This is a genomic window from Arthrobacter sp. ok362 (assembly GCF_900102785.1).
In the GTDB taxonomy this organism is placed as follows: Bacteria; Actinomycetota; Actinomycetes; order Actinomycetales; family Micrococcaceae; genus Arthrobacter.
This window is the reverse complement of sequence record NZ_FNGC01000010.1, coordinates 173,702-198,571: the sequence shown is the minus strand read 5'-3', so window position 1 is coordinate 198,571 and position 24,870 is coordinate 173,702. Positions and strand designations below refer to the sequence as shown.

General features: G+C 64.4%; 28 protein-coding genes. 10 read left to right on the top strand and 18 right to left on the bottom strand.

Annotation, left to right across the window (positions count from 1 at the left end):
* Positions 1 to 29: 29 nt before the first annotated feature.
* On the bottom strand, positions 30 to 902 hold the full coding sequence (locus tag BLQ10_RS14715) for an N-acetylglucosamine kinase (RefSeq protein ID WP_302847326.1): 873 nt from the start codon (positions 900 to 902) through the stop codon (positions 30 to 32).
* Positions 903 to 1,019: 117 nt separating this feature from the next.
* Between BLQ10_RS14715 and BLQ10_RS14710 the strand changes: the two genes are divergently transcribed.
* On the top strand, positions 1,020 to 2,066 hold the full coding sequence (locus tag BLQ10_RS14710) for a nitronate monooxygenase (RefSeq protein ID WP_175558634.1): 1,047 nt from the start codon (positions 1,020 to 1,022) through the stop codon (positions 2,064 to 2,066).
* Positions 2,067 to 2,196: 130 nt separating this feature from the next.
* Here the strand turns inward: BLQ10_RS14710 and BLQ10_RS14705 are convergent, their stop codons facing one another.
* Entirely contained in the window at positions 2,197 to 3,198 is a 1,002-nt protein-coding gene (locus tag BLQ10_RS14705) for a LysR family transcriptional regulator (protein WP_091563377.1), read from the bottom strand.
* 93 nt (positions 3,199 to 3,291) lie between these two features.
* On the opposite strand from BLQ10_RS14705, the gene BLQ10_RS14700 reads away from it, so the two are divergent.
* Positions 3,292 to 4,599, top strand: coding sequence for an MFS transporter (locus BLQ10_RS14700; protein ID WP_091563288.1), 1,308 nt, complete (start codon positions 3,292 to 3,294; stop codon positions 4,597 to 4,599).
* A gap of 33 nt (positions 4,600 to 4,632) precedes the next feature.
* On the opposite strand, the gene BLQ10_RS14695 is transcribed toward BLQ10_RS14700, so the two are convergent.
* Positions 4,633 to 5,796: a trans-sulfuration enzyme family protein gene (locus tag BLQ10_RS14695; protein ID WP_091563287.1), complete on the bottom strand. Its 1,164-nt coding sequence runs from the start codon at positions 5,794 to 5,796 to the stop codon at positions 4,633 to 4,635.
* 133 nt (positions 5,797 to 5,929) lie between these two features.
* Between BLQ10_RS14695 and BLQ10_RS14690 the strand changes: the two genes are divergently transcribed.
* Positions 5,930 to 6,427, top strand: coding sequence for an Lrp/AsnC family transcriptional regulator (locus tag BLQ10_RS14690; RefSeq protein WP_018773770.1), 498 nt, complete (start codon positions 5,930 to 5,932; stop codon positions 6,425 to 6,427).
* Between the two features lie 12 nt (positions 6,428 to 6,439).
* Here BLQ10_RS14690 and BLQ10_RS14685 read toward each other — a convergent pair whose 3' ends face one another.
* A complete protein-coding gene (locus BLQ10_RS14685; protein WP_091563285.1) occupies positions 6,440 to 7,681 on the bottom strand; it encodes an MFS transporter in 1,242 nt (413 codons plus the stop codon).
* A 177-nt stretch (positions 7,682 to 7,858) separates the two neighbouring features.
* Between BLQ10_RS14685 and BLQ10_RS14680 the strand changes: the two genes are divergently transcribed.
* Both BLQ10_RS14680 and corA read left to right on the top strand, forming a co-directional pair.
* Positions 7,859 to 8,398 (top strand): Lrp/AsnC family transcriptional regulator, encoded by a 540-nt coding sequence (locus tag BLQ10_RS14680; RefSeq protein WP_091563284.1) that lies wholly within the window; start codon positions 7,859 to 7,861, stop codon positions 8,396 to 8,398.
* A gap of 7 nt (positions 8,399 to 8,405) precedes the next feature.
* Positions 8,406 to 9,401 (top strand): magnesium/cobalt transporter CorA, encoded by a 996-nt coding sequence (gene corA / locus BLQ10_RS14675; RefSeq protein ID WP_091563282.1) that lies wholly within the window; start codon positions 8,406 to 8,408, stop codon positions 9,399 to 9,401.
* Here the strand turns inward: corA and BLQ10_RS14670 are convergent.
* The 6 genes from BLQ10_RS14670 to BLQ10_RS22095 form a co-directional block, all read right to left on the bottom strand.
* Positions 9,398 to 9,721, bottom strand: coding sequence for a hypothetical protein (locus BLQ10_RS14670; RefSeq protein ID WP_091563280.1), 324 nt, complete (start codon positions 9,719 to 9,721; stop codon positions 9,398 to 9,400). The genes corA and BLQ10_RS14670 overlap by 4 nt on opposite strands.
* Positions 9,722 to 9,878: 157 nt before the next feature.
* Entirely contained in the window at positions 9,879 to 10,631 is a 753-nt protein-coding gene (locus BLQ10_RS22430; protein ID WP_175558633.1) for a hypothetical protein, read from the bottom strand.
* Between the two features lie 167 nt (positions 10,632 to 10,798).
* Positions 10,799 to 12,391 (bottom strand): ABC-F family ATP-binding cassette domain-containing protein, encoded by a 1,593-nt coding sequence (locus BLQ10_RS14660; protein WP_091563277.1) that lies wholly within the window; start codon positions 12,389 to 12,391, stop codon positions 10,799 to 10,801.
* On the bottom strand, positions 12,388 to 12,858 hold the full coding sequence (locus tag BLQ10_RS14655; protein ID WP_091563276.1) for a GatB/YqeY domain-containing protein: 471 nt from the start codon (positions 12,856 to 12,858) through the stop codon (positions 12,388 to 12,390). Before BLQ10_RS14655 ends, BLQ10_RS14660 begins: the two co-directional genes overlap by 4 nt.
* Positions 12,859 to 13,031: 173 nt before the next feature.
* The gene (locus tag BLQ10_RS14650) at positions 13,032 to 13,664 is read right to left on the bottom strand and encodes a GNAT family N-acetyltransferase (protein WP_175558632.1); all 633 of its coding nucleotides are present in this window, start codon (positions 13,662 to 13,664) and stop codon (positions 13,032 to 13,034) included.
* Between the two features lie 117 nt (positions 13,665 to 13,781).
* A complete protein-coding gene (locus BLQ10_RS22095) occupies positions 13,782 to 14,093 on the bottom strand; it encodes a hypothetical protein (protein ID WP_139164247.1) in 312 nt (103 codons plus the stop codon).
* 710 nt (positions 14,094 to 14,803) lie between these two features.
* Between BLQ10_RS22095 and BLQ10_RS14640 the strand changes: the two genes are divergently transcribed.
* From BLQ10_RS14640 to BLQ10_RS22425, 4 genes are all read left to right on the top strand, one after another.
* Positions 14,804 to 15,034 carry a helix-turn-helix domain-containing protein gene (locus BLQ10_RS14640; protein WP_091563271.1) on the top strand — a complete coding sequence of 77 codons (231 nt, stop codon included), beginning with the start codon at positions 14,804 to 14,806 and terminating at the stop codon, positions 15,032 to 15,034.
* 98 nt (positions 15,035 to 15,132) lie between these two features.
* Positions 15,133 to 16,368 (top strand): tyrosine-type recombinase/integrase, encoded by a 1,236-nt coding sequence (locus tag BLQ10_RS14635; protein ID WP_175558631.1) that lies wholly within the window; start codon positions 15,133 to 15,135, stop codon positions 16,366 to 16,368.
* Positions 16,369 to 17,394: 1,026 nt separating this feature from the next.
* Complete coding sequence (locus BLQ10_RS14630; RefSeq protein ID WP_175558630.1) at positions 17,395 to 17,952, top strand: hypothetical protein; 558 nt, start codon at positions 17,395 to 17,397, stop codon at positions 17,950 to 17,952.
* 187 nt (positions 17,953 to 18,139) lie between these two features.
* A complete protein-coding gene (locus BLQ10_RS22425; protein ID WP_175558629.1) occupies positions 18,140 to 18,280 on the top strand; it encodes a hypothetical protein in 141 nt (46 codons plus the stop codon).
* 255 nt (positions 18,281 to 18,535) lie between these two features.
* On the opposite strand, the gene BLQ10_RS14620 is transcribed toward BLQ10_RS22425, so the two are convergent.
* The 8 genes from BLQ10_RS14620 to BLQ10_RS14595 all read right to left on the bottom strand — a co-directional run bounded on the left by BLQ10_RS14620 (position 18,536) and on the right by BLQ10_RS14595 (position 23,088).
* Positions 18,536 to 18,994: a T6SS immunity protein Tdi1 domain-containing protein gene (locus BLQ10_RS14620; protein ID WP_091563266.1), complete on the bottom strand. Its 459-nt coding sequence runs from the start codon at positions 18,992 to 18,994 to the stop codon at positions 18,536 to 18,538.
* Between the two features lie 221 nt (positions 18,995 to 19,215).
* The gene (locus tag BLQ10_RS23115) at positions 19,216 to 19,800 is read right to left on the bottom strand and encodes a pentapeptide repeat-containing protein (protein WP_368086523.1); all 585 of its coding nucleotides are present in this window, start codon (positions 19,798 to 19,800) and stop codon (positions 19,216 to 19,218) included.
* Positions 19,801 to 20,289: 489 nt separating this feature from the next.
* Positions 20,290 to 20,652 carry a hypothetical protein gene (locus tag BLQ10_RS14610; RefSeq protein WP_091563262.1) on the bottom strand — a complete coding sequence of 121 codons (363 nt, stop codon included), beginning with the start codon at positions 20,650 to 20,652 and terminating at the stop codon, positions 20,290 to 20,292.
* A gap of 255 nt (positions 20,653 to 20,907) precedes the next feature.
* Positions 20,908 to 21,054 (bottom strand): hypothetical protein, encoded by a 147-nt coding sequence (locus tag BLQ10_RS22420; protein WP_175558627.1) that lies wholly within the window; start codon positions 21,052 to 21,054, stop codon positions 20,908 to 20,910.
* Positions 21,051 to 21,257 carry a hypothetical protein gene (locus tag BLQ10_RS14605; protein ID WP_091563261.1) on the bottom strand — a complete coding sequence of 69 codons (207 nt, stop codon included), beginning with the start codon at positions 21,255 to 21,257 and terminating at the stop codon, positions 21,051 to 21,053. The genes BLQ10_RS22420 and BLQ10_RS14605 overlap by 4 nt, the downstream gene beginning before the upstream one ends.
* Positions 21,247 to 21,405, bottom strand: a complete 159-nt coding sequence (locus BLQ10_RS22415; protein ID WP_175558626.1) for a hypothetical protein — start codon at positions 21,403 to 21,405, stop codon at positions 21,247 to 21,249. The genes BLQ10_RS14605 and BLQ10_RS22415 overlap by 11 nt, the downstream gene beginning before the upstream one ends.
* Positions 21,402 to 22,106 carry an SOS response-associated peptidase gene (locus tag BLQ10_RS14600; RefSeq protein WP_091563259.1) on the bottom strand — a complete coding sequence of 235 codons (705 nt, stop codon included), beginning with the start codon at positions 22,104 to 22,106 and terminating at the stop codon, positions 21,402 to 21,404. The genes BLQ10_RS22415 and BLQ10_RS14600 overlap by 4 nt, the downstream gene beginning before the upstream one ends.
* Positions 22,107 to 22,218: 112 nt before the next feature.
* The gene (locus BLQ10_RS14595) at positions 22,219 to 23,088 is read right to left on the bottom strand and encodes a hypothetical protein (RefSeq protein ID WP_139164243.1); all 870 of its coding nucleotides are present in this window, start codon (positions 23,086 to 23,088) and stop codon (positions 22,219 to 22,221) included.
* Between the two features lie 251 nt (positions 23,089 to 23,339).
* Between BLQ10_RS14595 and BLQ10_RS14590 the strand changes: the two genes are divergently transcribed.
* Complete coding sequence (locus BLQ10_RS14590) at positions 23,340 to 24,596, top strand: hypothetical protein (RefSeq protein WP_091563256.1); 1,257 nt, start codon at positions 23,340 to 23,342, stop codon at positions 24,594 to 24,596.
* The last annotated feature ends 274 nt before the right edge of the window (positions 24,597 to 24,870 follow it).

Below are 24,870 nucleotides of genomic sequence, written 5' to 3'. Positions count from 1 at the left end.
CAGCGTAGTAGCCGGCGGATTGCCTCCGGCTACTCCTGTTCCGCCACCAGCTGGAGAACCCCGAAGACGGGCTCTTGCTCCAGGACCCGGACATCGGTGACCCCGAAGGCGGCCAGTGCCGCGCGGAAGGACTCCTGGAGCCGCGGTACGTTCATGCCGAGCCCGCCGCCCAGGATGACGGGACCCTCGATGCCGAGTTGCCGGACGGTTTGCGCTGCCAGGTCGGCGAGGTCGCTCCCGGCCTGATCCATGAGGGCCTGGCTCGGCGAATGGCCGGCACCGGCAGCTTCCACCACGAGCCGGGCCTGCTGGGCCCAGAAGCGGCGTCCGGTCGCGGGCGAGTGGAACAGTGCGATCAGCATGTTCGGGTGGTCCACGCCGCAGGATGCCAGCAGGGCGCCGGTGAGTTCGTCCGGTTCCAGGCCCTGGTTCATCCGCCGCAGGCTGTGGCGGACGGCCTCCCGGCCCAGCCAGTAGCCGCTGCCCTCGTCGCCGAGCAGGTAGCCCCAGCCCCCGGCCCGGGCTTCCTCACCGCGGCCGTTCCTGCCCCACGCGGCCGAGCCGGTGCCGGCGATCACGGCGACACCGGTGCTGGCGCCGCCTGCGGCGAGCAGCAGCCGGGAGTCATGGACCACAGTGATCCGTGCGCCGGGCACGTGCGGGGCAATCAGTGCGGCGAGCGCCGCGGCGTCGTCGTCGGTGTCGATACCGCCGGCCCCGGCGTAGACCTGGGCGACTTCTCCCCCGCCGATCCTGCCGAAGAGTTCCGCCAGGTGGCGGGCGGCTTCCTCAGGGCTGACGTTCTGGACATTGGAGCTGCCCACCGATTCGTCGGCCACGGGCATGCCGTCCTCGAACCGGACGCCCCTGGTTTTGGAGCCGCCGATGTCCAGGCCGATCACGGCGCCCGTCGTCGCCGGGGCGGATGGCGTGGTGGAAGATGGAACGGAGCCCGTCGCCAGCGGGTTATCAGTGTTAGTCACTGGAACAGGTTACTGAATCGCCACAAGGAGCCAGCAATGCCCCACGAACTTTTCGGCACACCCGTCATCGCAGCGCCCATGGCCGGAGGAACCTCAACGCCGGCCTTTGTCGAGGCCGTGCACCGCGCCGGCGGCCTTGGCTTCCTGGCGGCCGGGTACAAATCCGTGGCGGCCATGCAGGCGGAAGTCCGTACCATCCGGGAGTCCGGCGCCCGCTTCGGCATGAATGTGTTCGTCCCGGATCCGGCCCAACTGCGGCCGTCTGCGGCGGTGCTGGCGGAGCTCGAGGACTACCGGCTGCAGCTGCGGGCCGACGCCCGGCGATACGGTGTGGAGCTCCCGCAGCTGCGGCTGGACGACGACGACGAGTGGCAGGGAAAGATCGATGTCCTGCTGGCGGACCCCTTGGAGCTGGTGAGTTTCGCTTTCGGACTACCCGGCCTCGACGTCGTCCGCGCTCTGCAGCGGGCGGGATCGGCGGTGCTTGCCACTGTCACCACCGCGGCCGAGGCCGTGCACGCGGCAGAGCAGGGCGTGGACGCCCTCGTGGTGCAGCACACGAGCGCCGGCGCGCACAGTGCGGCGTTCCTGCCGGCGCCGGGGGCACAGCCAGGCGGGCCACAGCCGGTCGGCACGACGGCGGAGCTGCTCGCCGAGGTGCGGTCCGCCGTCGACCTCCCGCTGGTGGCCGCAGGAGGCATCATGGATGCGGCCGGGCTCGACGCCGTGCTGCGTGCCGGGGCCGCTGCAGCTCAGCTCGGCACCGCGTTCCTCCGCACGGACGAAAGCGGTGCCCGGCAGCTGCACAAGGATGCCCTGGCGGATCCGCATTTCACCCGGACCCGGCTGACACGCGCCTTCACCGGCCGGCAGGCTCGGGCCCTGGAGAACGAATTCGTCCGCGACCACCCCGAGGCACCTGTTGTCTACCCGGCCGTCCACCACCTGACGGCACCCCTCCGGGCTGCGGCCGCCGCAGCCGGCGACGCGGAGCGCCTGAACCTGTGGGCGGGTTCGGGTTGGCGGCAGGCACAGGCCGGACCCGTGGCCGACGTCGTGCACGGGCTGCTCGCCGGCCGCTGACCCGCCGCTGACCGCCGCAGCACGCCGAGGTCGCCGCAAACGTCCGAAACCGCGGCTTTTTTACGGCGTTCTCGCACCCTTCCGGCGACCTCGGCGACCTTGGCGCCCTTGGCGCACCCGTCGGGCCGGCTCAGCCTCCAGAGCGTTCGCGCACGAAGCCTGCCAGGAGTTCCGGCCCGTCGCGCAGCACGAGTTCGCGGAACAAGCGCACGGGATCGGACTCGGCGTCGGCTCCGCCCCGGGGCTCCCGCCACGCGAGGCCGATCTCGCGGAACGCCAGCGCCGATTCCAGGGGAATTTCCACCCACCCGGGGCCGCCGCCGTCGTCGGCCCCGGCGCCCCGCGACGGGTGGTGCCGCCCCGGTGCGGAGCCGCCGGGCGGCAGGATGCTGACGCCGAGCCCGGCCGAGACGAGTCCGCGGACGGTGTGCGAGTCCTGGCTCTCGAAGGCAATGCGAGGGCGGAACCCCGCCTCCCGAAACAACGCATCGGTCAGCGAGCGCATGCCATAGCCGGACCCCATCGCCACGAACGACTCCTGCCGGATTTCGGCGACCCGGACCCGACGGCGGCCGGCCAAGGGATGCCGGTGGTGCACCACCAGGCGCAGCGGTTCCCGGTACAGCGCGGCCGAACCGATTCTCTTGCTTGGTGTGGCAACGGGTGCCGTGAGGGCAAGGTCCGCGGAGCCCGCGGCCAGTTCCGCGAGGCAGCCGTCCCGTGCGCCCTGGCTGAGGTCAAAGGCTGTCTGCGGGTGCCTGCTCCGGAACGCACTGATGAGCAGCGGCAGCATCGCCTCGCCGAAGGTGTGCTGGAACGACACAGCGATCCGGCCGCGGACCACTTCCGATTCGTGCCGGACAAGGTCCAGCCCCGCCTGGAATTCGTCCAGGGCGGCCTCAATGTGGGGCAGGAGCGCCTTCGCCGCGGGCGTCAGCCGCACGCCGCGGCCGTCCCGGATCAGCAGCTCCGTCCCCACGATGGCGCTGGCCCGCGCAATTGCACGGCTCACCGTCGACTGCGGCAGGCCCAGGAGCTCGGCCGTCTCGGTAATGTGCTCCGTCCGCCCCAGTTCTGCCAGCAGCGGCAGGAGGGGCAGCAGCTGCACGAGCTGCCTGTGTTCGACGTCCATGATTACCTCCGCCTGCACTGTTCCATATTTGCTATCTATTATATGGAAATCATGCATTTGAAGCATTCCTCGGGCAGGCTTTAGCCTGAGGATATGCCACGCTTTTCCGCGCCCTCCGGGGCAGGTCCAAGTCCAGCAGCCAACCTTGCAGCTGATCCTGCAGCTAACGCTGCTGCGTGGGCGGGCCATCCGAAGGGCTCCGCGGCCTACCGACGGATCCTCGCCGGGCTTGCCTTTGCCGGCGTCGCGACCTTCGCCCAGCTCTACTCCACCCAGGCGGTGCTCCCCCTGCTGGCCGCGGATCTCCACATCTCGGCCGCCGAGGCCGCCCTGACCATTTCGCTGGCGACGGTGGGGCTGGCCCTGACGGTGCTTCCGTGGTCCTTCCTGGCCGACCGGATCGGCCGCGTCCGGGCAATGATGTGGGGCATCTCCGCGGCCACCATCCTGGGCCTGCTGGTCCCCCTGGCCCCAAGCTTCCCCGTGCTGCTGTGCCTGCGGATGCTGGAGGGAATGGCGCTCGGCGGCATCCCCGCCATCGCGATCGCGTACCTCAACGAAGAGGTCAACAAGGCCCATGCCGCCCTGGCCGCCGGAAGCTATGTCGCCGGGACCACCCTGGGCGGCCTTGCCGGCCGGCTGGTCGCGGGACCTGTCGGCGAACTGTGGGGATGGCGGGCCGCGGCGCTGGCCGTCTCCGTTCTGGCCACCGGAGCAGCTGTCCTGTTCCTCGTTCTCGTGCCGCGGGCTCAGGGGTTCACCTCCGCGTCCGCGGGCGGCTTCCGCGGCGCCTTCGGTACGCTGGCCGGCCATGCCCGCAATCCCCGGCTGCTGGCCCTGTACGTCCAGGCGTTCCTGCTCATGGGCGGATTCGTGGCCGTCTACAACTATCTCGGATTCAGGCTGTCCGGGGAACCGTTCAGCCTGCCGGCCACCGCGATCAGCCTGATCTTCCTGGCCTATCTCTCCGGAACCGTCTCGGCGCGCTGGGCGGCGGGGCTGACGTCGCGGTTCGGCCGGCGCACCGTCTTGATCGCCGGCACGGCGCTGATGGCGGGCGGCCTGGCGCTGACGCTCACGGAACTGCTGGTCCCGATCCTGGTGGGATTGCTGCTGTTCACGGGCGGCTTCTTCGCGGCACACAGCATCGGTTCCGGCTGGACCGGACTGATAGCCACGACGGGCCGGGCGCAGGCGGCGTCGCTGTACAACCTCGCCTACTACCTCGGCTCCAGCGTGCTTGGCTGGGCCGGCGGCCTGATCTTCCAGCGGCTTGGCTGGACGGCCCTTGCCCTGGCGGTCGTCGGACTCGCGGGCGCGACGGCGGTAATCACCGCCGTCGCGCATCCCTCGCCGGCGCCGGCAACCGCCGCCGGTGGCCGGGCCACAGTACCCGGCTAGGCGTCGGGTCCGGCTAGGCGTCGGGTCCGCGGGCTACTGCGTTGCCTCGATGGCCTGCACGACGTCGGCGACGATGTCGGCCGGGTCCTCCAGGCCCACCGAGATCCGCAGCAGGCTCGCGTGCGGCTTGGCCGCGGCCTCGACCGGCCTGTGGGTCAGGCCGGCCGGGTGCTGGATGAGGGTGTCGATCCCACCGAGGGAGACGGCGTGCGTGATCATGCCGACGGCGGCCGGGATCCGCTCGGCGTGCTCGGCGCTGGCGAGTTCGAAGGCCATGAGCGATCCTGGGCCGGACATCTGCGTACCCACGAGGCCCTGTGGGTCGCATTCAGCCAGTCCCGGGTAGTAGACCCGCTTCACAAGCCCGTGCCCAGCCAGGGCAACCGCGACCTTTTCAGCGCTGGCCTGCTGGGCGCGGACCCGCACAGGGAGCGTGGCCAGCCCGCGGTGCAGCAGGTAGGCGGGCCACGGGGTCAGGATTCCGCCGGTCACTGCCCGGATCTGGCGCAGGCGCACCGCCCACTCAGAGCCTGCCGCCACCACACCGCCCATGGCGTCACCGTGGCCGCCCAAGAACTTCGTGGCGCTGTGCAGCACCATGGCGGCACCGTGCTTGAAGGGCTGCTGCAGCACCGGGCTGGCGAAAGTGTTGTCCACCAGGAGCGGCACGCCGTCGGCAGCGAGAGCCACCCGGGCGATATCCACCAGCTCAAGGGTCGGGTTGGCCGGCGTCTCCAGGATCACCAGGCCGGTGTCCGGCCGCATGGCGCCGCGGACGCCTTCCGGCGTCGTAAAGGTCACCTCGTTCCCGAGGACGCCGGAGGCGAGCAGGTAGTCGCTGCCCCCGTAAAGAGGCCGCACGGCGACAACATGTTTCTTGCCCGCCGCCACAACCGCGAGGAGCACCGCGCTCAGCGCCGCCATGCCGGTGGCAAAGGCGACAGACTCGGGGGTCCCTTCCAAGACGGCGACGCCCTCTTCGAAGCGTGCCACCGTGGGGTTCCACAGCCGCTGGTACACAGTACTTTGCCCCTCCACATGTGACCCGCCAGTGGCCATGTGCTCGTAGGCCAGGCCTCCGTCGTGCACGGACGGCAGGGGCGCCGTCGTGGACAGATCGATGGGCACCGCGTGGACGCCCAGTTCGGTGAGCCCGTTCCGGCCCGCGTGGACCGCCAGTGAATCTTGAGAGAGCACCCTAACTCCTTACGAATATTCGCCGTTGAATTCCGCAAGTATTTAGCAATAATTCGAGCTTTTGTAGAGGTTCTGAATCGAACTGTCGGATAGTGCCCTTTATGATGAATAGACAACACTACGAGGAGGACCCGTGAGCAGCACTGCGAAGAATGTTCGGCCGGGGGCCAGCGAGCCGCTGGACGCGATCGACGAGCGCCTGCTCGCTGCCCTCGTTGCGGACGCCCGCATCTCGAACAAGCAGCTGGCGGAGCTCGTGGGGATCGCGCCGTCGACCGCGCTGATGCGCACCCGCGCCCTGTCCGAACGGGGCATCATCGAGGGCTTCGAGGCCAATCTGAGCCTGTCCGCGATCGGACGCTCGGTCCAGGCCCTCATTGCAGTCCGTCTCCGGGCCCACGACCGTGAGCAAATCGACCGTTTCACAGCCCGGGTGCCCAAGCTCCCGGCAGTGCTCTCGACCTTCCACACGTCCGGGTCAGTGGACTATCTGCTGCACATCGCCGTGGCCACCACCGAGGACCTCCGGGACTGGGTACTGGACAACCTGGCCACCGACCCCGTGGTGGGCCATACCGAAACCACCCTGGTCTTCGACCACATCCAGGGCAACCACGGCCCGCTGCCCTAACAGGTCGACGCGCTAGACCTGCCGGCGCAGGGCGGCCCGCAGCGTAACGGCCGCCAGCGTCAGCGCGGCGGCGGCACACACCGTGACGAAACCGGCGACGGCGGCCTGCAGCCCGACGATCCCAGCCGCGAGCCCCAACCCGATCACCGGGAAGGCGCTGCCAAGGTACGTGATGACGTAGACGGTGCTGATGATCTGGGCGTGGCGGGCGGGCTCCACCCTGCCGGCGACGTCGTTGAAGACGGTGCGGAAGGCCACGCCCTGCCCCACGCCGGCAGTGATGCTGGCCAAAATCAGCAGCCACGGGCTGCTCCAGGCGGCGGCCGCGGCGATCAGCAGGACGGAGACGCCGAGGACGGCCAGACCGGCGGGAACGGCAAACCGGCCCCGGATGGCGAGCAGCTGGCTTAGTGCCGAGGAGCCCAGCGTCAGCCCGGCCAGCAGGCCGATCAGTGGCCGCGAATCGGCGTGGACAATCTGGGCGAAATAGCCGGGCGCGAGCGAGAGGCAGAAGCCGAAGACCGTGAAGCTCAAGAAGCCAACGGAGGAGGCCAGCCAGAAGGCGCCGCGCGCGTCGCTGGAGACCGACGGCCGCCGCGGCGCCAGGACACGCAGCGGCTGGGGACCGGCATGCAGGCTGATGGCGGGCCGCGCCTTGAGCAGGGAGAGGGGCACCAGCACGGCAGCGAGGACGGAGGAGTGCAGGTAGTACGGCGTCGACGTCGGGCCTGGCAAAAGTGAAAGCAATCCGCCGATCGCAGGGCCGGCCGCAACACCCCCGGCCGAGGCCAGGAGCGTGAACCGGGAAGCCCACTCCGGCCGGCTGGGCAGGAGCTCGCGCAGGGCGGCCGAGCTGGCGCCGGTGGCGAGCGCTACGGCGACGCCCTGCAGCGCGCGCCCGGCGGAGAGCGCCACGAGGCTGTCCGCCGTGGCGAAGACAAAGCCGCCGGCCAGACCCACCAGGACCGCCAGCACCAGGGCGGCGCGGCGTCCGATGTGGTCGGACCAGTGACCGGCCAGGACCAGGGTGGCCACGAGCGCCAGGACGTAGGCCGAGAACGCCACCGTAACGTCGAGCGCTGTAATCCCCAGTTTTGCCTGCAGCAGGGGGTACAGCGGAGTCGCCAGGTTCGCGCCGACGAGCAGCGTAAAGATCACGACGCCTGCCATCACGAGCCGTGCGGTGGTGGAAGCGTCCCAGCCCCAGCGGTCAGCTGTGGCCGGGCGCATGCGGAGTTCGCTGAAGACTGTCATGGCCGCGCCCTTGCAAAGTGCAGGGCCGGGCTTTCCCTGTTGTGGGGGAACCGCCCGGCCCGGTCGAAAGATTGGTACCTACAGAATGCAATACCAATGATCTGCATGGCCAAATTCTGTGTCAAAATTGAGCAAAACAGTCATTCTCGGGCTGTTGAAGTGAACCGGAGTGATGATTTGAACAGTCTGGACCCCACCGACCTCAAGATCCTGCTGGAGTTGATCCGGGATCCGCGGATCCAGATCGGCGACCTCAGCGACGCCCTGGGCATCGCCCGGAACACCGCCCAGTCGCGCGTGCGGCGCATGCTGCGCTCTGGGGTGTTGCACGACGGCGGCCGCGAAATCGATCTGGAAGCGGTGGGCTACGACGTCGTCGCTTTCGTGACGATCGAGGTCAACCACCGGGAGCTCGACGGCGTTGTGGGGGCCCTGCGGCTGATCGCACAGGTCCTGGAAGTCCATGAGATCTCCGGGCGCGGAGACGTCTGGTGCCGGGTGGTGGCGACGGACACGCATAACCTCCAGGCGGCCCTCCGGTCGATCCTTCGGGTCAAGGGAGTCATCCGCACGGAGACCGTACTGGCGCTGCACACCCATATCCCCTACCGAACCGAACCTCTGATCAGCCGGCTCGCGCAGGGCAACGCGCTGGCTCCCGGCCGGTCCGCGTCACGGCGGGCCGGTTCCGCCGAACCCCAGATGAACAAAGGATAATGTCCCGGTGACTATCATCGACAACGCCGTCTACGTTGACGGCATCCGCAGCGCCGAGCCGCGGAACCTCGAGCAAACTTTCGAGACCCTGACCGAGTGCGGGGGCATGGCCTGGATCGGTCTCTACCGGCCGACACCCGACGAAATGGCGGCCGTGGCGGCGGAATTCGGCCTGCACGGGCTGGCGGTGGAGGACGCAATCTCTGCCCATCAGCGCCCCAAGCTGGAACGCTACGACGATAACCTGTTCACCGTGCTCCGGCCTGCCCGGTACCTGGACCAGACCGAGACCGTGGAGTTCGGCGAACTGCACATCTTCACGGGAAGGAACTTCGTGGTCACCGTCCGGCACGCCGAGACGGAAGTCGTGGGCCAGACCCGGCGCCGGATGGAGGGCCGGCCGGACATGCTGCGCCACGGCCCCGAGGCTGTCCTGTACGCCCTCATGGACCAGGTAGTGGATGACTACGGACCCGTGGTGGCCGGGCTGGAAAACGACATCGACGAGATCGAGGACCAGCTCTTCAGCGGCGACCCGCAGGTGTCCCGGCGGATCTACCAACTCGCCCGGGAAGTCATCCATTTCCAGCGCGCCATCCACCCGCTCCCGGCAATGATGCAGCAGCTCCGGCAGGGCTTCGAGAAGTACCGGGTGGACACGGAACTGCAGCACAGCCTGCGCGACGTCGAGGACCATGTGGAGCGGCTGATTTCCCGCGCCGATTCGTTCCGCGACCTGTTGCAGAACGCGCTCACCCTGGACGGAACCCTGACCGCCAACCGCCAGAACGAGGCCAGTGCGGAACAAAACGAGCAGGTCAAGAAGATCTCGTCGTGGGCCGCGATCTTCTTCGCGCCGACATTTGTGGCCGGACTGTACGGCATGAACTTCGACAACATGCCGGAGCTGCATTGGACTCTTGGCTACCCGATGGCAATCGTGCTCATGGCCGGCACGGCGACGCTGATGTACGCCATCTTCAAGAAGAAGGGCTGGCTCTAGCCGGAAGCGCGGCGGTCCCGGACCTGGACCATGAGCCGCCGGAAGGCCAGGACAAAGACGACCTCGATCAGCACCATGAGCCCGAGCAGCAACCACTTCCCGCTACCAATGAAAACGATGGCGCCGATGAGGACCAGGATGCTTCCGAGCGCGAGGGAATAGACGGCAAATCCGAGGGCAACCCGGGCGCTGCGGACGCCCGTGCGGAAGCCGAAGCCCTGAGGTTCCCCGCCGGGGTAGCCGGCAACCCGGTCCGGGCCAGCGGACTTGAGCTGGTCGAACTCCTCCCACGGGTCGCGGTCCTGCTCCTGGTTGGTCATGTTCTTATTATCTCGCGGACCGGACAATCGCGCCGCTGGGACCTATCCGGTGTGACATTTTTGCTCTGGAACATTTTCGTGCCGTCGCATTTTCGTGCCTTCACGATGACGGGGCCCAGACCAGTGGTCCGGGCCCCGTCATTGCAGTCCGGTTGGGCTACTTGCTGTGCCCGTGCCCGTTGGTCTTGCCGGCGTGATCGTCAGCGCGCTTGGCGTCACCAGCCCGGTGTGCGGCGGCGTTTGCCTGGCCCGCTGCACGGTGCGCTTCAGCGTTCTGGTGGGCCCATTCGCTGTTCCCGTTGGACGCGTGCGATTCGCCGGACTCCGGCGCTTCGGCGGGTTCGCTCGGCTCGGCGGAGCCCTGCTCGTCGTCAACTGCCGGAGCAGCGGGGGCCGCGGGCGCGGCCGGAGCGGCGGGGACAGGTGCGGCCGGAGCGGCGGGGGCGGGTGCGGCCGGAGCGGCGGGGGCGGGTGCGGCCGGAGCGGCGGGCTTCTGCCCGTCGGACCCCTGCTCGTCGGAGTTCTGTCCGTCCGAGTTCTGTCCGTCCGCGTTGTGGTCACCGGAATCAGCAGATCCCTGTTCGTCGGAGTCGGCGGAGTCACCCCGGTCGTCAGACCCCTGTTCGGCAGAGTCGCCCTGATCGTCGGAGCCCTGATCGTCAGACGCCTGTTCGTCGGATGCGGCGGGTTCGTTCGGCTGAGCCGATTCCTGTTCGTCCGATTCCGCCGCGTCGCTCGGCTGCGACGATGCGGTGTCGGTCGACGTCAATGTCGACGTCGGGTCAACCGGGAGATCGACGGTCGCGGAGGCGGCCGCTGCGCCTGCGCCGCCGGTGACCACGACGGATGCAACTACTACTGCCTTGCCGGTGGTGCCCAGTGCACCTAGCCAGCCGATGATTCCTGCCACGGGAAATTCCTTTCAAAGCGGATTATGAGACCGCTGCCGGCGCCCCCATCGGCAGCCAGCGCCACATTACCGCTCGGAAACGAACATCTGCCGGTCCTTCAGCCGCACCTGCCACATCCTGAGCCAATGCTGAGCAAACCCTGAGCCTCGGGGCAATCATCACGGCCTTAGGCCGCGCGTACGTCGATCTCGCCGGGTTCCGCGCCGTCGCTGCCGAAGACCAGCTGACCGGTGGCGATTTTCTCGGTGAAGAAGCGGTCGTGGCTGACCACGACGACCGCCCCGGGGAAGTGGAGCAGTGCCCGCTCCATCACTTGGGTGCTGGACATGTCCAGGTGGTTGGTGGGCTCGTCCAGGAGGAGCACCGAAGCACCGGACAGAAGGCACTGGGCCATGGCGACGCGGGCTTTCTGTCCGCCGGAGAGGTTCCCGATCTTCTGTTTGAGGTCGGCCTCGGAGAACTGGAACATCGCGAGGAACCTGTTGACGGACTTCTTCGTAGCGTTGAAGGCGAGGCTGTCCGGCAGGGCGTTGACCGCGTGCGAAACGGTGTCGGCGTCGTCGAGCTCTTCCAGCATTTTGTTGTACGAAACAAAACCGGGCCCCTTGGCCCAGACCACTTCACCGGAATCGGCCGGCTCCTCCCCGGTCAGCACCTTCAGCAGCGTGGACTTGCCACTGCCGTTGGAGCCCAGGACCACAATCCTGTTGCCACGGCGGATCTCAAAGCTGAGGTCCTCGAACAACACTTTGTCGCCATAGGACTTGCCCAGCCCCTCGACCCGGCAGAGGATATCCTTCACGTGCAGCCCGCCATAGATCTCCGTGACGATCTGGTCTACGGGCCGGGGCGTGCGCGCTTTCTTGATCTTGGCCAGCTGGTTCCCCAACCCGCGGCTGGCGGCCTTGGCGACCTCGCGGCGGTCGGCGATGCCCTCCGCTTCAAAGGCGAGGAGCTCAGACTCGTGGACGAACTGCGCCTCGAGCGTTTTGAGCCGGAACTGCTTCTGGACAACGTACTCGGCGAAATTTCCGGGGTATTCGTGCAGATGGAAGTTCTCCACCTCGATGATCCGGGTGACCACCGCATCGAGGAACTTCCTGTCGTGCGAGACGATAATCGCGGCACCGCGGTAGTCGCGGAACCAGTTTTCCAGCCATTCCACGCCAGCCACGTCGAGGTAGTTGGTGGGCTCGTCCAGCAGCAAGACGTCCGGACCCTCCAACAGGATCTTGGCCAGGGCAGCGCGGTTGCGCCACCCGCCGGAGAGTTCGTCAATCGCGCATGTACGGTGAGCCTCGCTGAACCCCAGCGTGGTCAGGACGGTGTCGATGCGCCGCTTGTAGTCCCATCCGTCGAGACGGTCCATGTCCTCGAACAGCTCGGCCTGGCGCCGGATCAGCCGGTCCAGCTCTGCTTCGGCGGGGTCCGCCGCAATGGCGGCGTCGATGGCTGCCAGCTCGGCCTCGGCAGCCTTGATCTGGACGAACAGTCCGTCAAGGACCTCAAGGATGGTCGCCTCGCCGTCCAGCTCGGAAAACTGGGAGAAATATCCCACCCTCGTTCCCTGCTCCACGGTGACCGTTCCGGTGTCCGGGGCGACCTGGTCCAGGATGAGCTTGAGTATGGAGGTCTTCCCGGAGCCGTTCTTGCCGATCAGGCCCACCCGGTCCCCGGGCTCCACGCGGAAGAACGCCTCACGGAGGATCTGTGTGTTGTCGAAGCGGACGCCGACGTCGTGCAGCCGGATCAGGCTCATTGCTGCGCGAGACGGTTGCGGACGATTTCGCTGACGGCCTTGCCGTCAAAACGTCCGGCCACCGTCGCGGTGACGGGCTTCATCACTGCCCCCAGCTGACGCAGGGACAGCTCGACGCCGTCGGCCTTGAGTGCTGCGATGGCCTCGTCCACGATCGTCTCGACTTCGGCCGCGGTGAGCGGCTTGGGCAGGTAGGCCTCGATCACCTCGGCTTCGGCGATCTCGGCGGCGGCACGCTCGGCTTCGCCGGCTTCGGTGTAGATACGCGCTGTGTCGCGGCGCTTGGCGGCTTCCTTCTGCAGCAGCGTAGTCACCTGTGCGTCGTCCAGCACGATTGGCGTCTTGCCCGATTTCTCGCGGGTTTCGATCTCGCCGAGGACGTTGCGCACAGTGTTGAGGGCAACCTTGTTGCGGTCCTTCATGTGGCTCACGACGTCGGCGTGCAGGCGTTCTTTCAGGGTGGTCATAGTTCTCCTCGTGTTACTAACAAGGCTAGCGGCAGAACCCGTTGGCCCCGATCGCCGAGAGTATCAGCTCCGCGTCCTCGTCCGGTTTGGGAAGCGACGCCGGCAGGCTCGGGCCCGGATCGGCTCCTCCGCCAACAGCTGTTGCCCTTCAGCAGTCGCCATGATCCCCGAGCCTACCGCCGCCCTTGTGGTCCGTCCTCGAGTGGGAGCACCAGGATGATGGCCGCGCAGACGCACTCGGAGCCGCACATGGGGCAGAGGAAACCGGCCGCTTCCTGGTCGTCAGCCCAGAAGCAGGGGATGGTGGCCAGTTGCGTAAAGCCGGCCCGCTCAAGCATCCCCAGCGACGAATGCTGTGGATCGGTCGAGACCCACGATGCGGTCACGACGTAGCGGCAGCCGCCGGCCTTCAAGAAGTCCAGGCTGGCCGCGAGCATGATCGTGCCGAGGCCCATCCCCCGTGCTGCGGGCGCGACGACAATGGACTTAAGTTCGCCGACCCGGCGCCCGTCCAAGCCGGCGTCGACGCTGGCGAGGGGCAGGCGGTCTTGCAGCGCGGTGTGGGACTTCTGGTCCAGGACGCGGGCGGTCGTTGCGCCAAGGAGATCACCGTCCCGGCTGCGGGCCCGGATGAGGACTCCCCCGCCCTCAGTCGTGAGTTCCGCCAGAGCCGATGGGCGGGCGAAGCCAGAGCCGAGGGATTCGTTGAGGAGCGCTGCCGCTTCGGCGGCCACGGCGGGTCCCGGCGCACCGACGTGCAGAATGACGTTCGACGCCGTCCGCGTCCTGATCTCTGTGGCTGTCATGTTGCTCCTCTTTTGACCGGGGTGATCACGCACCATCGCATGATCACTGTCTTATCCGATCTGGGTCAGGTCGTTCCGGGGAAGAGTTGGACAATAAACTTCAAAGATTCACGGACTTCATAGATTCATGGATTTCAAAGATTCCAGGTCAGCTCGGTCCTCGTCCGTGGGTTCGGTCCGGTGGATGATGAGCGACTGCAACATGCACCCCAGTTCGGCCCGCGTGATGACGTAAGTTGCGGCGTTCACAGTCAGGGTTCCATTGAGCCCGGGCGCTTGCAGGCTCTTCAGCGGCACTATCCACGAGTCCTGATCGCTCGTGACAGGCCAGCCGGGGTCAAGCTGCCAATCATCGTCATCCCGGCCCAGAAATGTCGAATGACGGGGCAGCACCAGGGACCACGGCGGTCGATGCGGCAGGTTCGTCATGGCCGGGCCATCCTTGGCCGACCCGTTGGCCTGGACGACTCTCGAGCCGCGAGGGGTCATCAGGAAGGCAGCGCCTCCGTCAATCCTGATGTCCCAGTAGCCGGGCCCGAAGTACCGGAAAGTGCCCCGCTCCCCCTCCGGGCGTGGAGAGGCCGAAAAATCGGACGCGAAACGGCCGGCGAGGAAAACCGGGTCGGCACCGGCCATGAGATTGATCAGCTGCCTGTGGTGCCGGATCATCGTCACTCTCCCCCAAGAGTACGGAAACTGCTGGCAAAGGCCGCAGCCTTGCCCGCTAACCTAACACGTGAAATCGACCCCGGGGCGGATTCCTGCAGAATATCTTGATGACCTATCCGGTTTCGGGGCTGACACATGACCCTACCCATGCTTTATGGAGCGGATGCGCGAACGGAAGGCCTGCAGCCGCGGGCCGCAGGGCAAAAGCCTTGAAAAGGGTGGAGCTAAGGAGATTCGAACTCCTGACCTCTTCGATGCGAACGCGGGTCAACGCGGGATCACGGCACCTCACTAAATCACCGTCTGACGTGCAGGGACACCGGGCCGACTTCACCAGCAGTCACGCCCTATCACGATCGGTTCACGCCCGTTCACGCCCAAAGTGTTATGCAAAGTGTTATGCCGAAGTCGTCTCGGGATCAGCCGCGCAAAATGACACCCGTCGGCGAAATGGCCGCATAGAAATCAATATGACAGCATCTGAAGGCACGACACACGGCATCCAGTGGATGCCCAAGGAACTCATGACGCGGGGCGAAGTCGCAAGCTACTTGCGCAGGTCACCCGGTACCCTGGCCAATTGGGCCGCGCAGCGCAAGGGTCCGCCCTACTACCGGCAGGTGGACGGGACCGTCGTCTACGCGATCGAAGATCTGGCCGAGTGGCTGACCTCGCAGCGAGTAGCACCGAGGGCAGCCTAATGGCCAATCAGCGGACCCGACCCGGGTCGTGGGGGAAGATACCTCGGGCAAAGAGGCAGTCCGACGGTCAGTATCTTGCCAGCGGACGGTACAAGTCATTGGACGGCAAACTGGTCCAACGAATGCGAACGGGGACGACGGCACGTAAGGCCGAGGACGCGGTCCTCTCCGTCTTCCAGGCGATGGCTGCGGAGGACAGGGTCCGGACGGCGGCCGAAGCACAGTCGTCCACGAAGATCCGACAGGGAGCGGCGGTACTATTTGCCGAGGTCGTTGAGAAGTGGATCTCGTACATCGAGTCAGGTGGACAAGGTCTGCGTGTCAGTACTGCCTACGAGTACGCCCGCATAGCGAGGGCCGACATCGTGCCCGCTCTGGGAGCTCGCAGGCTTGCCGACATCGACGTCAGAACTTGCGCTGAGTTTCTACACGGCATCGTCGACGGCGGCCGCTACTACGCCAAGGCTGAACACAACCGGGTGATTCTCTCCAACGTCCTCACTTGGTGTGCCGGCCTGGGCCTGATTCCCGGGAACCCAGTAAGACAAGTAGCCTCCCTGCCTCGGCCTCGCAAGAAGCCGGTCCAGATCGTTGAAAAGGAGGACATGGCAAGCGTTCTGGCTGCAGTACGAAGCCACGGAGAAGATCAGCTGCAGATAACGCGGCCAGGACCGCGGCAAAACCTGGACATCCCGGATGGCGTGGAATTGCTACTGGCGACCGGAATGAGGATCTCGGAGCTCCTTGCCCTCAGATGGGAAGACGTCTGGATCGACCAACCGGATGACGGCTCATACTGGGTTCAGATCAACGGCAAGGTCGGATGGGAACAAGGGTGCCCCATGCTCCGGCATGACTACGTCAAGACAGGCATCAAAGCTCTCGATCTTCGCATCAGCCCTAACGTGGCCGCCATGCTCCGGGCCCGGAGAGCCAACCAACGGGGCGCCAATCCTAACGGGGCGATATTCCCTGCCCGGGGCGGTGCCTGGATGCAACTGAACAACTTTCGTCGCCGCTGGCGCATAGTCCGACAGGAGCTGGACCTCGTCTATGACCTGTCAGACGATGAAGAAACCCGGGGGCGAAAACAAGAACGCCGCGAGTCCTGCGACATAGCCACTGCCACACCCCATACGTTCCGCCGCTCGGTTGTCACATTCATCGGAGAGACTGTGTCGATTGACCAAGCGGCCCAACAGCTGGGACACAAACGGACCGCAGTGACCATTCGCTCCTACCTGAGAGAACGACAGGAGGCACCCGACAGTAGCGAGCATCTCGCGAACGTCATGTACAAGCGCGACCGGTCTTCGGACTCGAACTCCTCGTAAGGGTTCGTGCGCACCAGGACGACCCTAAGATTAGGTGACTGTTTCATCCCGCGGCAGGCGATTCAGAGAAAGGGATGGCGAACTTGGATGGCTTCACCTTAGCGGGTTTGCTCGAGGCTGGCTTCCGCGGACCACTTCCGCTCAAGACGATAGTTAGAACGGACGTCCTTGGGCCTAGAGGGTCCGCCGATGCTGAAGGTGTCTACGTCGTCACCCACGAACCCTGCCCGCTCCCTCACTTCCTGCCGCCCGACCACCCGAAACACTTGAACTTCACCTCAGAAGAAGAGATGACGCGAAGGTGGATACCTTCGGCAACGGTCCTCTATGTTGGCAAAGCCCCTTTTCGTAAGGCGGATGAGGCCACTGGGAAACGAAACGGTTTGTGGCAGCGGATAAAGGAGTATCGCGGGTTCATATACCGATCACGAACCAATCATGCCGGCGGAGAAGACCTGCGCAGGCTTCCGTGCCGTGACCTGTTCAGCATTCTGTGGACACCAGTTAGCGACCCTACGCCGGTTGAACGTCGCATGATTGCCGACTTCCGCAAGGCGAACAACGACATGCGGCCGTTTGGAAACCGTCAAGACCACTGAGGCTAGGGCAAGGTTCCCGGAGAACGCCTTTTCGGCCGGGAGTTGGTCCGTGCCGCCAGCTGGGCATCTTCTCGTCCAACGCTCTTCTTGCGGCGTCGAGTTGCGTGGCAGCTAGCTTGGTGCGTTGGTACTCCCGCCATAAACCAAGGAACCTGTTCATTGCCGGAAGCCCGATATGGAAGGGCAGAACGTACAGCAACGAACCGTGGTTGCCGAGTTCTTAGTTCTCCCTGCGGGCATTCTTGCGTCGAGATGCGTCGAAAAGTGCGTGTTGTCTGGGCAGCAACATAGCCACCGAAACGTGGGTCCTTGACGAGCCCATCGAGTTCAGTTCTCCGCTTGAGTCGAATTACTAGCAGGGCAGTGTTCTTGCTGCGGAAGGCGACTGCGCGTCGCTTCGGGCCTTCGGCCCGTTAGCATGGTCCATGTGGCGACGACCAATCCCCCTACTAAGACCATGCTCGCGGCTATTGGACGTGTGGCGGGCGAAAGCGCCATTGTCGATGACCTATTCCGTGAGCTCTACTGCTGCCTCATTGGATCACCCTTCGGACGTGTGATAACAGCTGGAGAAGATTCATCTGCCCTTGGGCGATCCTGCCTCAAAGTGGCACGCTACAACCACAGTCTCACGGACGATCAGATCAAAGAAATAGTCTCCATCACAGGGAAGCTAACCAAGCTGCGCACCTCCAGGAACTTGCTGGTTCACGCAGTTTGGGAACGCGGGAGCAAGCCAGGCGAACATATCGGCGTCCTTAGCCGAAGAGTTTCCGAGAAGGCCTCCGGACTAGGAACTCACCAGTTAGCTATTTGGACCCCTACAGAAGCCGGGGCAGTCGCCGATGCCTTCACCAACTGCGGGCAATTACTCGAGGACTTCATGGAACGAAACTTCGATGAGTACCCATACCCCGATCTCTACGAGCGGAAGGTGTGGGCCGGATTTACAGCGGCGATCGAGGAACTAACCGGGCCAGACTAAAGACGGACAACCTGCCCCTTCCCGATTTGTGCCACACGGAGCGGAGGCAGGCTTACCAATCGGTCAAACCAGTCGTAATATCTTTCCGCAGGTCAGAAGCAGTTTTGCATTCCTTCAGGCCGCCGCGATCCTGATCCTCGTTTTCGGACAACAGGCTGGAAACATCGCACGACTAACCTGGGACGACGTGACCATCACCGAAGAACTGGTCACCATCCAGCTCGGCACAATCAAGATCGCCCTGCCGGAGCCATTGGCCCAGCCATGGCGCGAACTATCCGCAAACCCAAGGCACGACCTGACGGCGGCACACCCCAACACCACATGAGTATTCCGCGGAGCCTCACCCGGGCGCCACATTCACCCCGGACACCTCACAACACGCCTAAGTAAGCTGTTCAGCACCCGGGCCGCGCGACTCGGAACCCTCCACGAGCTCACCAAACTCGCACCCGTCCCCATCATTGCCGAAAGCCTCGGCTACTCCACCACCACCATCGAGCGCCACGCAGTGGATTCATCAGCCGCTTATGCCCAATACATTGCGGCCATTCGCAGTGCACCTACACACAGGTAGAAAGGACTACTTCAGGGACAATCCGCTAATCGGCGTTCCGGGAGGGAGATCTTTGATCTGCTGATGGATCTGCCCGGCAATATTGGTGGCCACGACAAAGTCGCTAAGTTCGACATTTTCCAGATCCACCGCGCCCCCGAGCGCCGGAGGAACCCGAAAGCTATAAACCTCAGCTTCGCCAGGTCGAAGGCCAGCGCTATCGGCTTCGCTGGCCAACCCGATCATGAGGTACTCATCCTGGCCCTCTCGGGAATTCAAAGAACTACTGAAGTCACTCTCAGTCTCCCAACGCCGACTTATCTCACCGGCCAGAAGGTCCAAAAACCAGAAGCCGTCCCTGCTTTCAAAGAACACATCGCCAAAGGGCGAGGTGAATAACGGCCGCTTGTCGGAAAGTTCAATAAACGACCACGACTCAAGCGCTGCCGTGTAATGCTCAGTTGAAAAACGTCTAATGGGCTCCATACGCAGACCCTACCGGAGCTAGTACGCACGATCTCACTGACAGACCGCCTCAACAGAACGCAAGGATTCGCTCAAAATCCATCGCGTTGGAGTCTCGGGTTCACTACTCCCGTCCCGCGAATACCCGCGCATGCCAGTTTGGAAACCACTCAAAACAGGGGGCAGACACCTCGGCAGACAAAGCCTTCCGACGGCCCGGATTTGAGATTTGAGCTAGCCGGTCATGGACGGTCGGACATGCGGTCCAGGCTGAAGGGGACGCCACACGCGGCCGGATCGTTAGGCGGCGGGTTGAAGTTTTCCGGCCATATTGTCGATGCGTCGTAGCAAATGTTTTCAAGCAGAGCAGTGTCCACGTTTGAGCCAGACAAATCGGCACCACTCAGATTAACGAATCTCAATGTGGTCCAAAATAGGTCTGCACCCCGCAAATTCGAACGCCGAAAGTCGGTGCCATACACGGTCGCCCTGCTGAGTTCTGCATCTGACATCGAGACGCCTGCCAGAATTGACCGATTGATCGTGGTGTTATTGGTGTTGCCTCCGAACCAGGCCTGGGACCTCACCTGATCCAGGTTTGCGCCTGTTAGATCCGAGCGGAGGATTATGGCCCCCGTCAGGTCCGCCCCGGATAGATTTGAGTCAACGAGTCGGGTGTCACCCACCCGGGCAGAGCGCAAATTCGCCCCCTCAAGGACTGCCTGTGAGAGCCCCATCTTTAGTAGACGTGTCCCTGCGAGATCTGCTCCACTAAAATCTGCGCGATCAAGCGACAAGCCGCTCAACGTTTGATCTTGAAGGTTCATATCGCTAAAGGGACGTACTTGTGCTTGCTCGGACGACCTTTCGCGCACGAAACGAAGGTTCTCTACTAGCTCGGTTCCTTGTTGTCGGTGATCGTCAACCAAGCTTTGGCCGACGAGGAGAACTACGCCCGTAAATAGCGCAGTAGTAGCCGCGATAAAAGTGTCGCGTGCTGCGCGCGAACGGAGCCAACGCGAAACAACGTCGCGGGCAGGTTCACTCCTCCATGCACCCGGAGCGTCGGGGCGCTCCTGGACACCTGAAGGCTTCAAGTGCCAGCGAGCGGTTCGCGTGGGTTTTGCCAGCGTACGACGGATCACCAGCTCAGAGTACCTGTCCGGGCGATTTGGAGCCGCCATCCACTGACTAAGCAGCGTTTCGCTAGGGCGTGCCCCATTCGCGTTGATGCCGACCATTTTTGGAGTCATGTAACTGGTCGCTAGCGGTAATTCCTCTAGCCCTCGGCTCCGGGCCGAATGAACGGTCTATGGCTATTCCGGCGGGGCAATTTCATCGAACCATTGGACGACTGCATTTCCGCCGTAGACCCGGCTAATGGTTTCCTGCAGTCCTTCCGCCTGCTGTTCAGCCAAGTCGAGCTCCGCAACAGCCGTCATGATGCCGATGGTGCTCTCATCGTTGCCGTCGTGGACATGCCGGCCGGCCTCGGCGGAACGATGCCACTCCGCCAGCTGGCCCAGGACGGATTCGAGGGAACGCATCGTGTCCAGCACGTTGCCCAGGACGGCGTGGCTGTCGGACGGACTGTCCAGGGAATGGGCACTCTGCATCAGGTCACGGGCGGCCCGGGACAGTCGCGTGGCGGCGTGGAAGGCTTCCCGCTCCCCTGTCATTGGATTCCGGCTTTGCCGAGGGCCCTGCCCAGCCAGGCAGCGGGACCAGCTGGCCGGGGCGTGATCCCGGACGGCAGCTCCCGGTCCAGGTTCCAAGACTTCATGCCAGCCTGTTCCCAGATGTCAAAGAGTTCCTCGGATCGGTTGCCGTGCCTGTACTCGGCTTCCTCCGGGAAGACGGGAAGCGCGTCGAGGAATACAACATGCCGCCATCCTGCAGTTGGAGTTCGGGGATTAAATCGTCCGGGCGCTCCGTCAGGACCATCCGGTGAATTTGCGGTCCTTGATGACCTGCCAGTTCCCACTGACGAAGGAGCCGTGCTGCGGCACCTTGTTGCTCTCTTGGACGTTCATGGCCACGTCAGCGAAGCCCTTCAGAACGGCAGCATCACCGTTATTCACGCCGACGAAAAGCTCGACTGCGTGGCGCCTTGCCCCGGTTCATGGTTGCTTGCCCCTGCAGACGCATACAAGTGAACGCCAAAGCGGCTCTTCGGCCACTCGAAGACGCCGATCGTCTTTCCTGACCACGTATGCAGGTCGTGATACTCCGGCTCGCCGCGAACAACGGCTTTGTAGTGCTCGTGAAGCTCTTCAATGACCACCCTGGACCTCCTCTGCAATCGCCTGGCATTGCACCACCACGCGTTCCGGCTGCCGCGGATCATCTCCCCACACATGCCGCACATCCTCGGAAAAGAAGAACATCTGTGCGTTCGGAAAGACCACGGCGCCCTCGAAGATGTTGCTCATTTCGCCGGCTCAGTCAGCTCGGGCCCGTTGTTGCGAACGCTGTTGACGCGGGTGCTGACAATCCGCGGCGTCAGGACGGGTTCCGGGACGCTGTCGAGCAGGCTTTGCACGTCGCCCTTGTCGGTCGTGCCCGGGTCGAGCCAGTCGGCCCACATGTCCGGCGGGATGATGACCGGCGCCCGGTCATGGACGTGGCCGAGGGTGTCGTGCGCCGTCGTGGTCAGCACGGTGCAGCTGAGCAGCCACTTGCCGGGATCGTCGTCCGGCAGTGACGGGTCCGGCCAGAACTCGTACAGGCCGGCGAAGGCCAGGAGCTCAATATTCTCCGAGTAGAGATAATGCGGGATTTTCTTCCCGTCCTCGGTCTTCTGCCACTCGTAATAGCCTTCCGCGGGGATCAGTGCCCGCCGGGTGATCGCAGCCTTCCGGAACGACGGCTTCTCCAGGATCGTCTCACTGCGCGCATTGATGAGCTTTGAGCCGATCTTGATGTCCTTCGCCCAGGACGGCACCAGCCCCCAGCGGGCAATCAGCAGCCGGCGGTCCAGCTCGTCATCATGGAGCTTCTCGGTGATGATCGGGACATCCTGGGTGGGCGCCACATTCCAGCTCGGCCGCGGCGGGCTCCCCTCAACCTCCTTAGCCCCAAAGTAGCTCAGGAGGTCCCCGGTGGCCCTGCTCATCACGTAGCGCCCGCACATAGGACGACTCTGCCCCACGCCTGAACCCGAAGTCGCTAAAGCGTCTCGGAATTAGGGCGATGTCGAGCCGGCCGGGCTCGATCTCCTCGAGCCGAGGACCCTTGCCGAGGTGCTATTTGATAATGAATTCGGCTGTGGTGTAGTTCGAATAGTAGCCAGCAATTTTCCACTTATTACCGTCAGCAGGGTCCTTGGCTACGGCGTAGGAAATGTCAGCAGTGGTCGACTGAACTTTCTTGCCATTTACGCCATAGGTGATCGCCATTTCGTAACTGGCGTTCGTGTCAAGCATGACACCCTCCAGTCCGTACCCCGTGACATAGCGGAACTTTTTCGGGGTGATGGTCCGCTTGGTGACGCGGGGCGTGCTGGCTCCGTGGGCATAGGACAAACCGGGCTGCTTAGCCATCCAGGCCTCACGAGCGAGAGCGGCTTTGTCAGGAGATTTCAGGTCATTCAGGAAAGGGGGCTGATTGGCCGTGTGAATCTGGTTCTTGTGCGCGGCAAACCAGCCGTCAACGTCGGTTCCGTCGTTGAGTGTCGAGTCGATAGCTTCCTCGGCGATGAACCGGACGATCACTTTCTGCGCCTCGGCGAGTTCCTCAGCCGAATAATGTGCCTTCGCGGCATCGTCGGTGATTGCCGGGTTGTATTTCATCGCCGGGTCGGTGTCGGCAATGCTCGTCTGAAGGTAGGGACCTTTGCCGTCGTTGGCGACGCCCTTGGCGACAATGCCGTTAGGCAATGTGTAGGGGAAAGTGACGGTTGTCGGAGTCGCTGACGGGGAAGCGGCTGCGGAGGCACTGCCGGAGGGGCTTGCAGTGCCGGCCGGGGACGCCGCTACCGAGGCCGAGCACGCGGAAGTGAAGCAGAGCGCCCCTGCGATTCCTGCTGCGGCCATGACTTTACGGGAGTTCACCCCGGTCGCTTTTCGCCTACCAAGCATTTCCTGGATAGGCGTGACGGAATAGAAAGCATGCATTTAGTCCCCCAAATTTTCGGTGTTTAGAATGAGAATACATCCCAAGGAGCAGGTATCCCGTCAGCGCTGTCGCCTGTCGGTGCAACACCTCCTGATGTGTACGGCAGTGCCAAAACCCTCCCCAACCGGCCTATTCGATCTGAACTATCGGCGGGACGCTGTGTTGCAGCTGAAAAGGTTCATGCTTCCCGTATAGCCTCGGAAATGAACTCCCTGCCGCTTCCAGGTGGGGACTTGTCCATGGGGGAAAATTGAAAAGAAGAATCATCCGTCTCGGCGTTGCCGGGACGCTCGCCGCTCTGGCCGTCTCAGCCGTCGGCATTCCGGCTCAGGCCGCCGACACCCAGCCGGCGAAGCCGGGCCTCACGACCGAAGCAGCATCCCTGCCGGCGGCCAGCGCTCCAGCGTACGTTGAACTCCAGGGGTTTCCCGAGGTCGGCGGGCAGGTCGGTATTAGCCACGGCTACGGCTCCAACTCCGGCTTGAACGGCCCAACCAAGGTGAGCTATCAGTGGCTCCGCAACGGCGTGGCCATCCCCGGCGCTACAGGGAACGTGTACAAAGTCGGATCGGCCGATGTGGGCAAGAAGCTCAGCTACCGGGCCACCTTCTCGGAAACCGGCCGCAGGTCCGTCACACTGACCTCCAACAGCAGCCCCGTTGTACCCTCCGCATCCCCGGCGCCGATCGTCACCGGCACGGCCACCGTGGGGAACATCCTGCGCGGAACCCAAAAAGAGCCCTGGGCGATGACCGTCCCGGTGACCGTGAAATACCAGTGGCTACGCAACGGCAGCACGATCCCGGGCGCGACGTCGCTGAGCTACAAGCTGACGAAGACTGACCTGAACGCATTGATCGTCCTGCGGGCCCAGGGTGTCAGCGGCGGCAAGGTGGTGGGCAGCTCCTACGCAATGCCGGTCAAGCCGTCCACGCTGAAGCAGCTCACCATTTCACCACAGCCAATCGGTAGCGATCCGCGGGATCCCAAACGGGGCCCCTACTCAATCGGGCTGGCGCAGGCCGGCTATCCCCTGATCCTTTCCAACGCGGTGTGGAAGCAGGCCGGCGCCAAGAACAGCATCCAGTGGCTGCGCAACGGAGCGGCGATCCCCGGGGCCACCGGTACGAGCTACACGCTCACGGCCGCCGACGTTGGCAGCAAGGTCACGGCGATGATCACCGGGTCCCTGAAGGGCTATGCGGACACCATCGTCGCGGTCGAATCGTTCAATTCAACCATCAGGACAGCGCCGGCCGCGGGCTCCGTGCCCTCCATTGCCGGGAAGGCCACCGTTGGGTCGGTCCTGACCGCAACGTATAAGAAAGACCCGAAGGCGGTGTTCGTGTGGACTCGAAACTACAGGGCCATCGCCGGTGCCACCAAGGCGACCTACAAGCTCACGTCCGGCGATAAGGGAGCCCTGATCTCCGTCGCCACGAGGGTGACAGTCCCTAACACGCTTTTCCCGGAGGAAAGGTACAGCTTCGCGGTAGTCCCCCGCTAATCCACCGAAGGGGCCAACTGTGCAGCAGCCTGTTGCACAATTGGCCCCTTTTCGCTGTCCGGGCTGCAGGGCGCATGGCGCATGGCGTACTGTACGGATGGTGAAACCTGCACCGCGCACTTGGCCCGCCGTCGGGGCCGAGGTCTGGGACCGGATCCGTTCCGAGTTCGGGCTGATGACCCAGGACGAGTTCGAGGCGCATTCCAGACCCTCTTCAACAACCCGGAACCGTTCCTCCAGCAGGGCGTCCGGATCTTCACCGGGGATGACACCC

Excerpts from the sequence above, each read along its gene's own strand:
- BLQ10_RS14710 (WP_175558634.1), top strand. The coding sequence starts at position 1,020 with ATGCCCCACGAACTTTTCGGCACACCCGTCATCGCAGCGCCCATGGCC.
- BLQ10_RS14705 (WP_091563377.1), bottom strand. The coding sequence starts at position 3,198 with ATGGACGTCGAACACAGGCAGCTCGTGCAGCTGCTGCCCCTCCTGCCG.
- BLQ10_RS14700 (WP_091563288.1), top strand. The coding sequence starts at position 3,292 with ATGCCACGCTTTTCCGCGCCCTCCGGGGCAGGTCCAAGTCCAGCAGCC.
- BLQ10_RS14685 (WP_091563285.1), bottom strand. The coding sequence starts at position 7,681 with ATGACAGTCTTCAGCGAACTCCGCATGCGCCCGGCCACAGCTGACCGC.
- BLQ10_RS14670 (WP_091563280.1), bottom strand. The coding sequence starts at position 9,721 with ATGACCAACCAGGAGCAGGACCGCGACCCGTGGGAGGAGTTCGACCAG.
- BLQ10_RS14660 (WP_091563277.1), bottom strand. The coding sequence starts at position 12,391 with ATGAGCCTGATCCGGCTGCACGACGTCGGCGTCCGCTTCGACAACACA.
- BLQ10_RS14655 (WP_091563276.1), bottom strand. The coding sequence starts at position 12,858 with ATGACCACCCTGAAAGAACGCCTGCACGCCGACGTCGTGAGCCACATG.
- BLQ10_RS14650 (WP_175558632.1), bottom strand. The coding sequence starts at position 13,664 with ATGACAGCCACAGAGATCAGGACGCGGACGGCGTCGAACGTCATTCTG.
- BLQ10_RS22095 (WP_139164247.1), bottom strand. The coding sequence starts at position 14,093 with ATGACGAACCTGCCGCATCGACCGCCGTGGTCCCTGGTGCTGCCCCGT.
- BLQ10_RS14640 (WP_091563271.1), top strand. The coding sequence starts at position 14,804 with ATGACAGCATCTGAAGGCACGACACACGGCATCCAGTGGATGCCCAAG.
- BLQ10_RS14620 (WP_091563266.1), bottom strand. The coding sequence starts at position 18,994 with ATGGAGCCCATTAGACGTTTTTCAACTGAGCATTACACGGCAGCGCTT.
- BLQ10_RS23115 (WP_368086523.1), bottom strand. The coding sequence starts at position 19,800 with ATGAACCTTCAAGATCAAACGTTGAGCGGCTTGTCGCTTGATCGCGCA.
- BLQ10_RS14610 (WP_091563262.1), bottom strand. The coding sequence starts at position 20,652 with ATGACAGGGGAGCGGGAAGCCTTCCACGCCGCCACGCGACTGTCCCGG.
- BLQ10_RS22415 (WP_175558626.1), bottom strand. The coding sequence starts at position 21,405 with ATGAGCAACATCTTCGAGGGCGCCGTGGTCTTTCCGAACGCACAGATG.
- BLQ10_RS14600 (WP_091563259.1), bottom strand. The coding sequence starts at position 22,106 with ATGTGCGGGCGCTACGTGATGAGCAGGGCCACCGGGGACCTCCTGAGC.
- BLQ10_RS14595 (WP_139164243.1), bottom strand. The coding sequence starts at position 23,088 with ATGCATGCTTTCTATTCCGTCACGCCTATCCAGGAAATGCTTGGTAGG.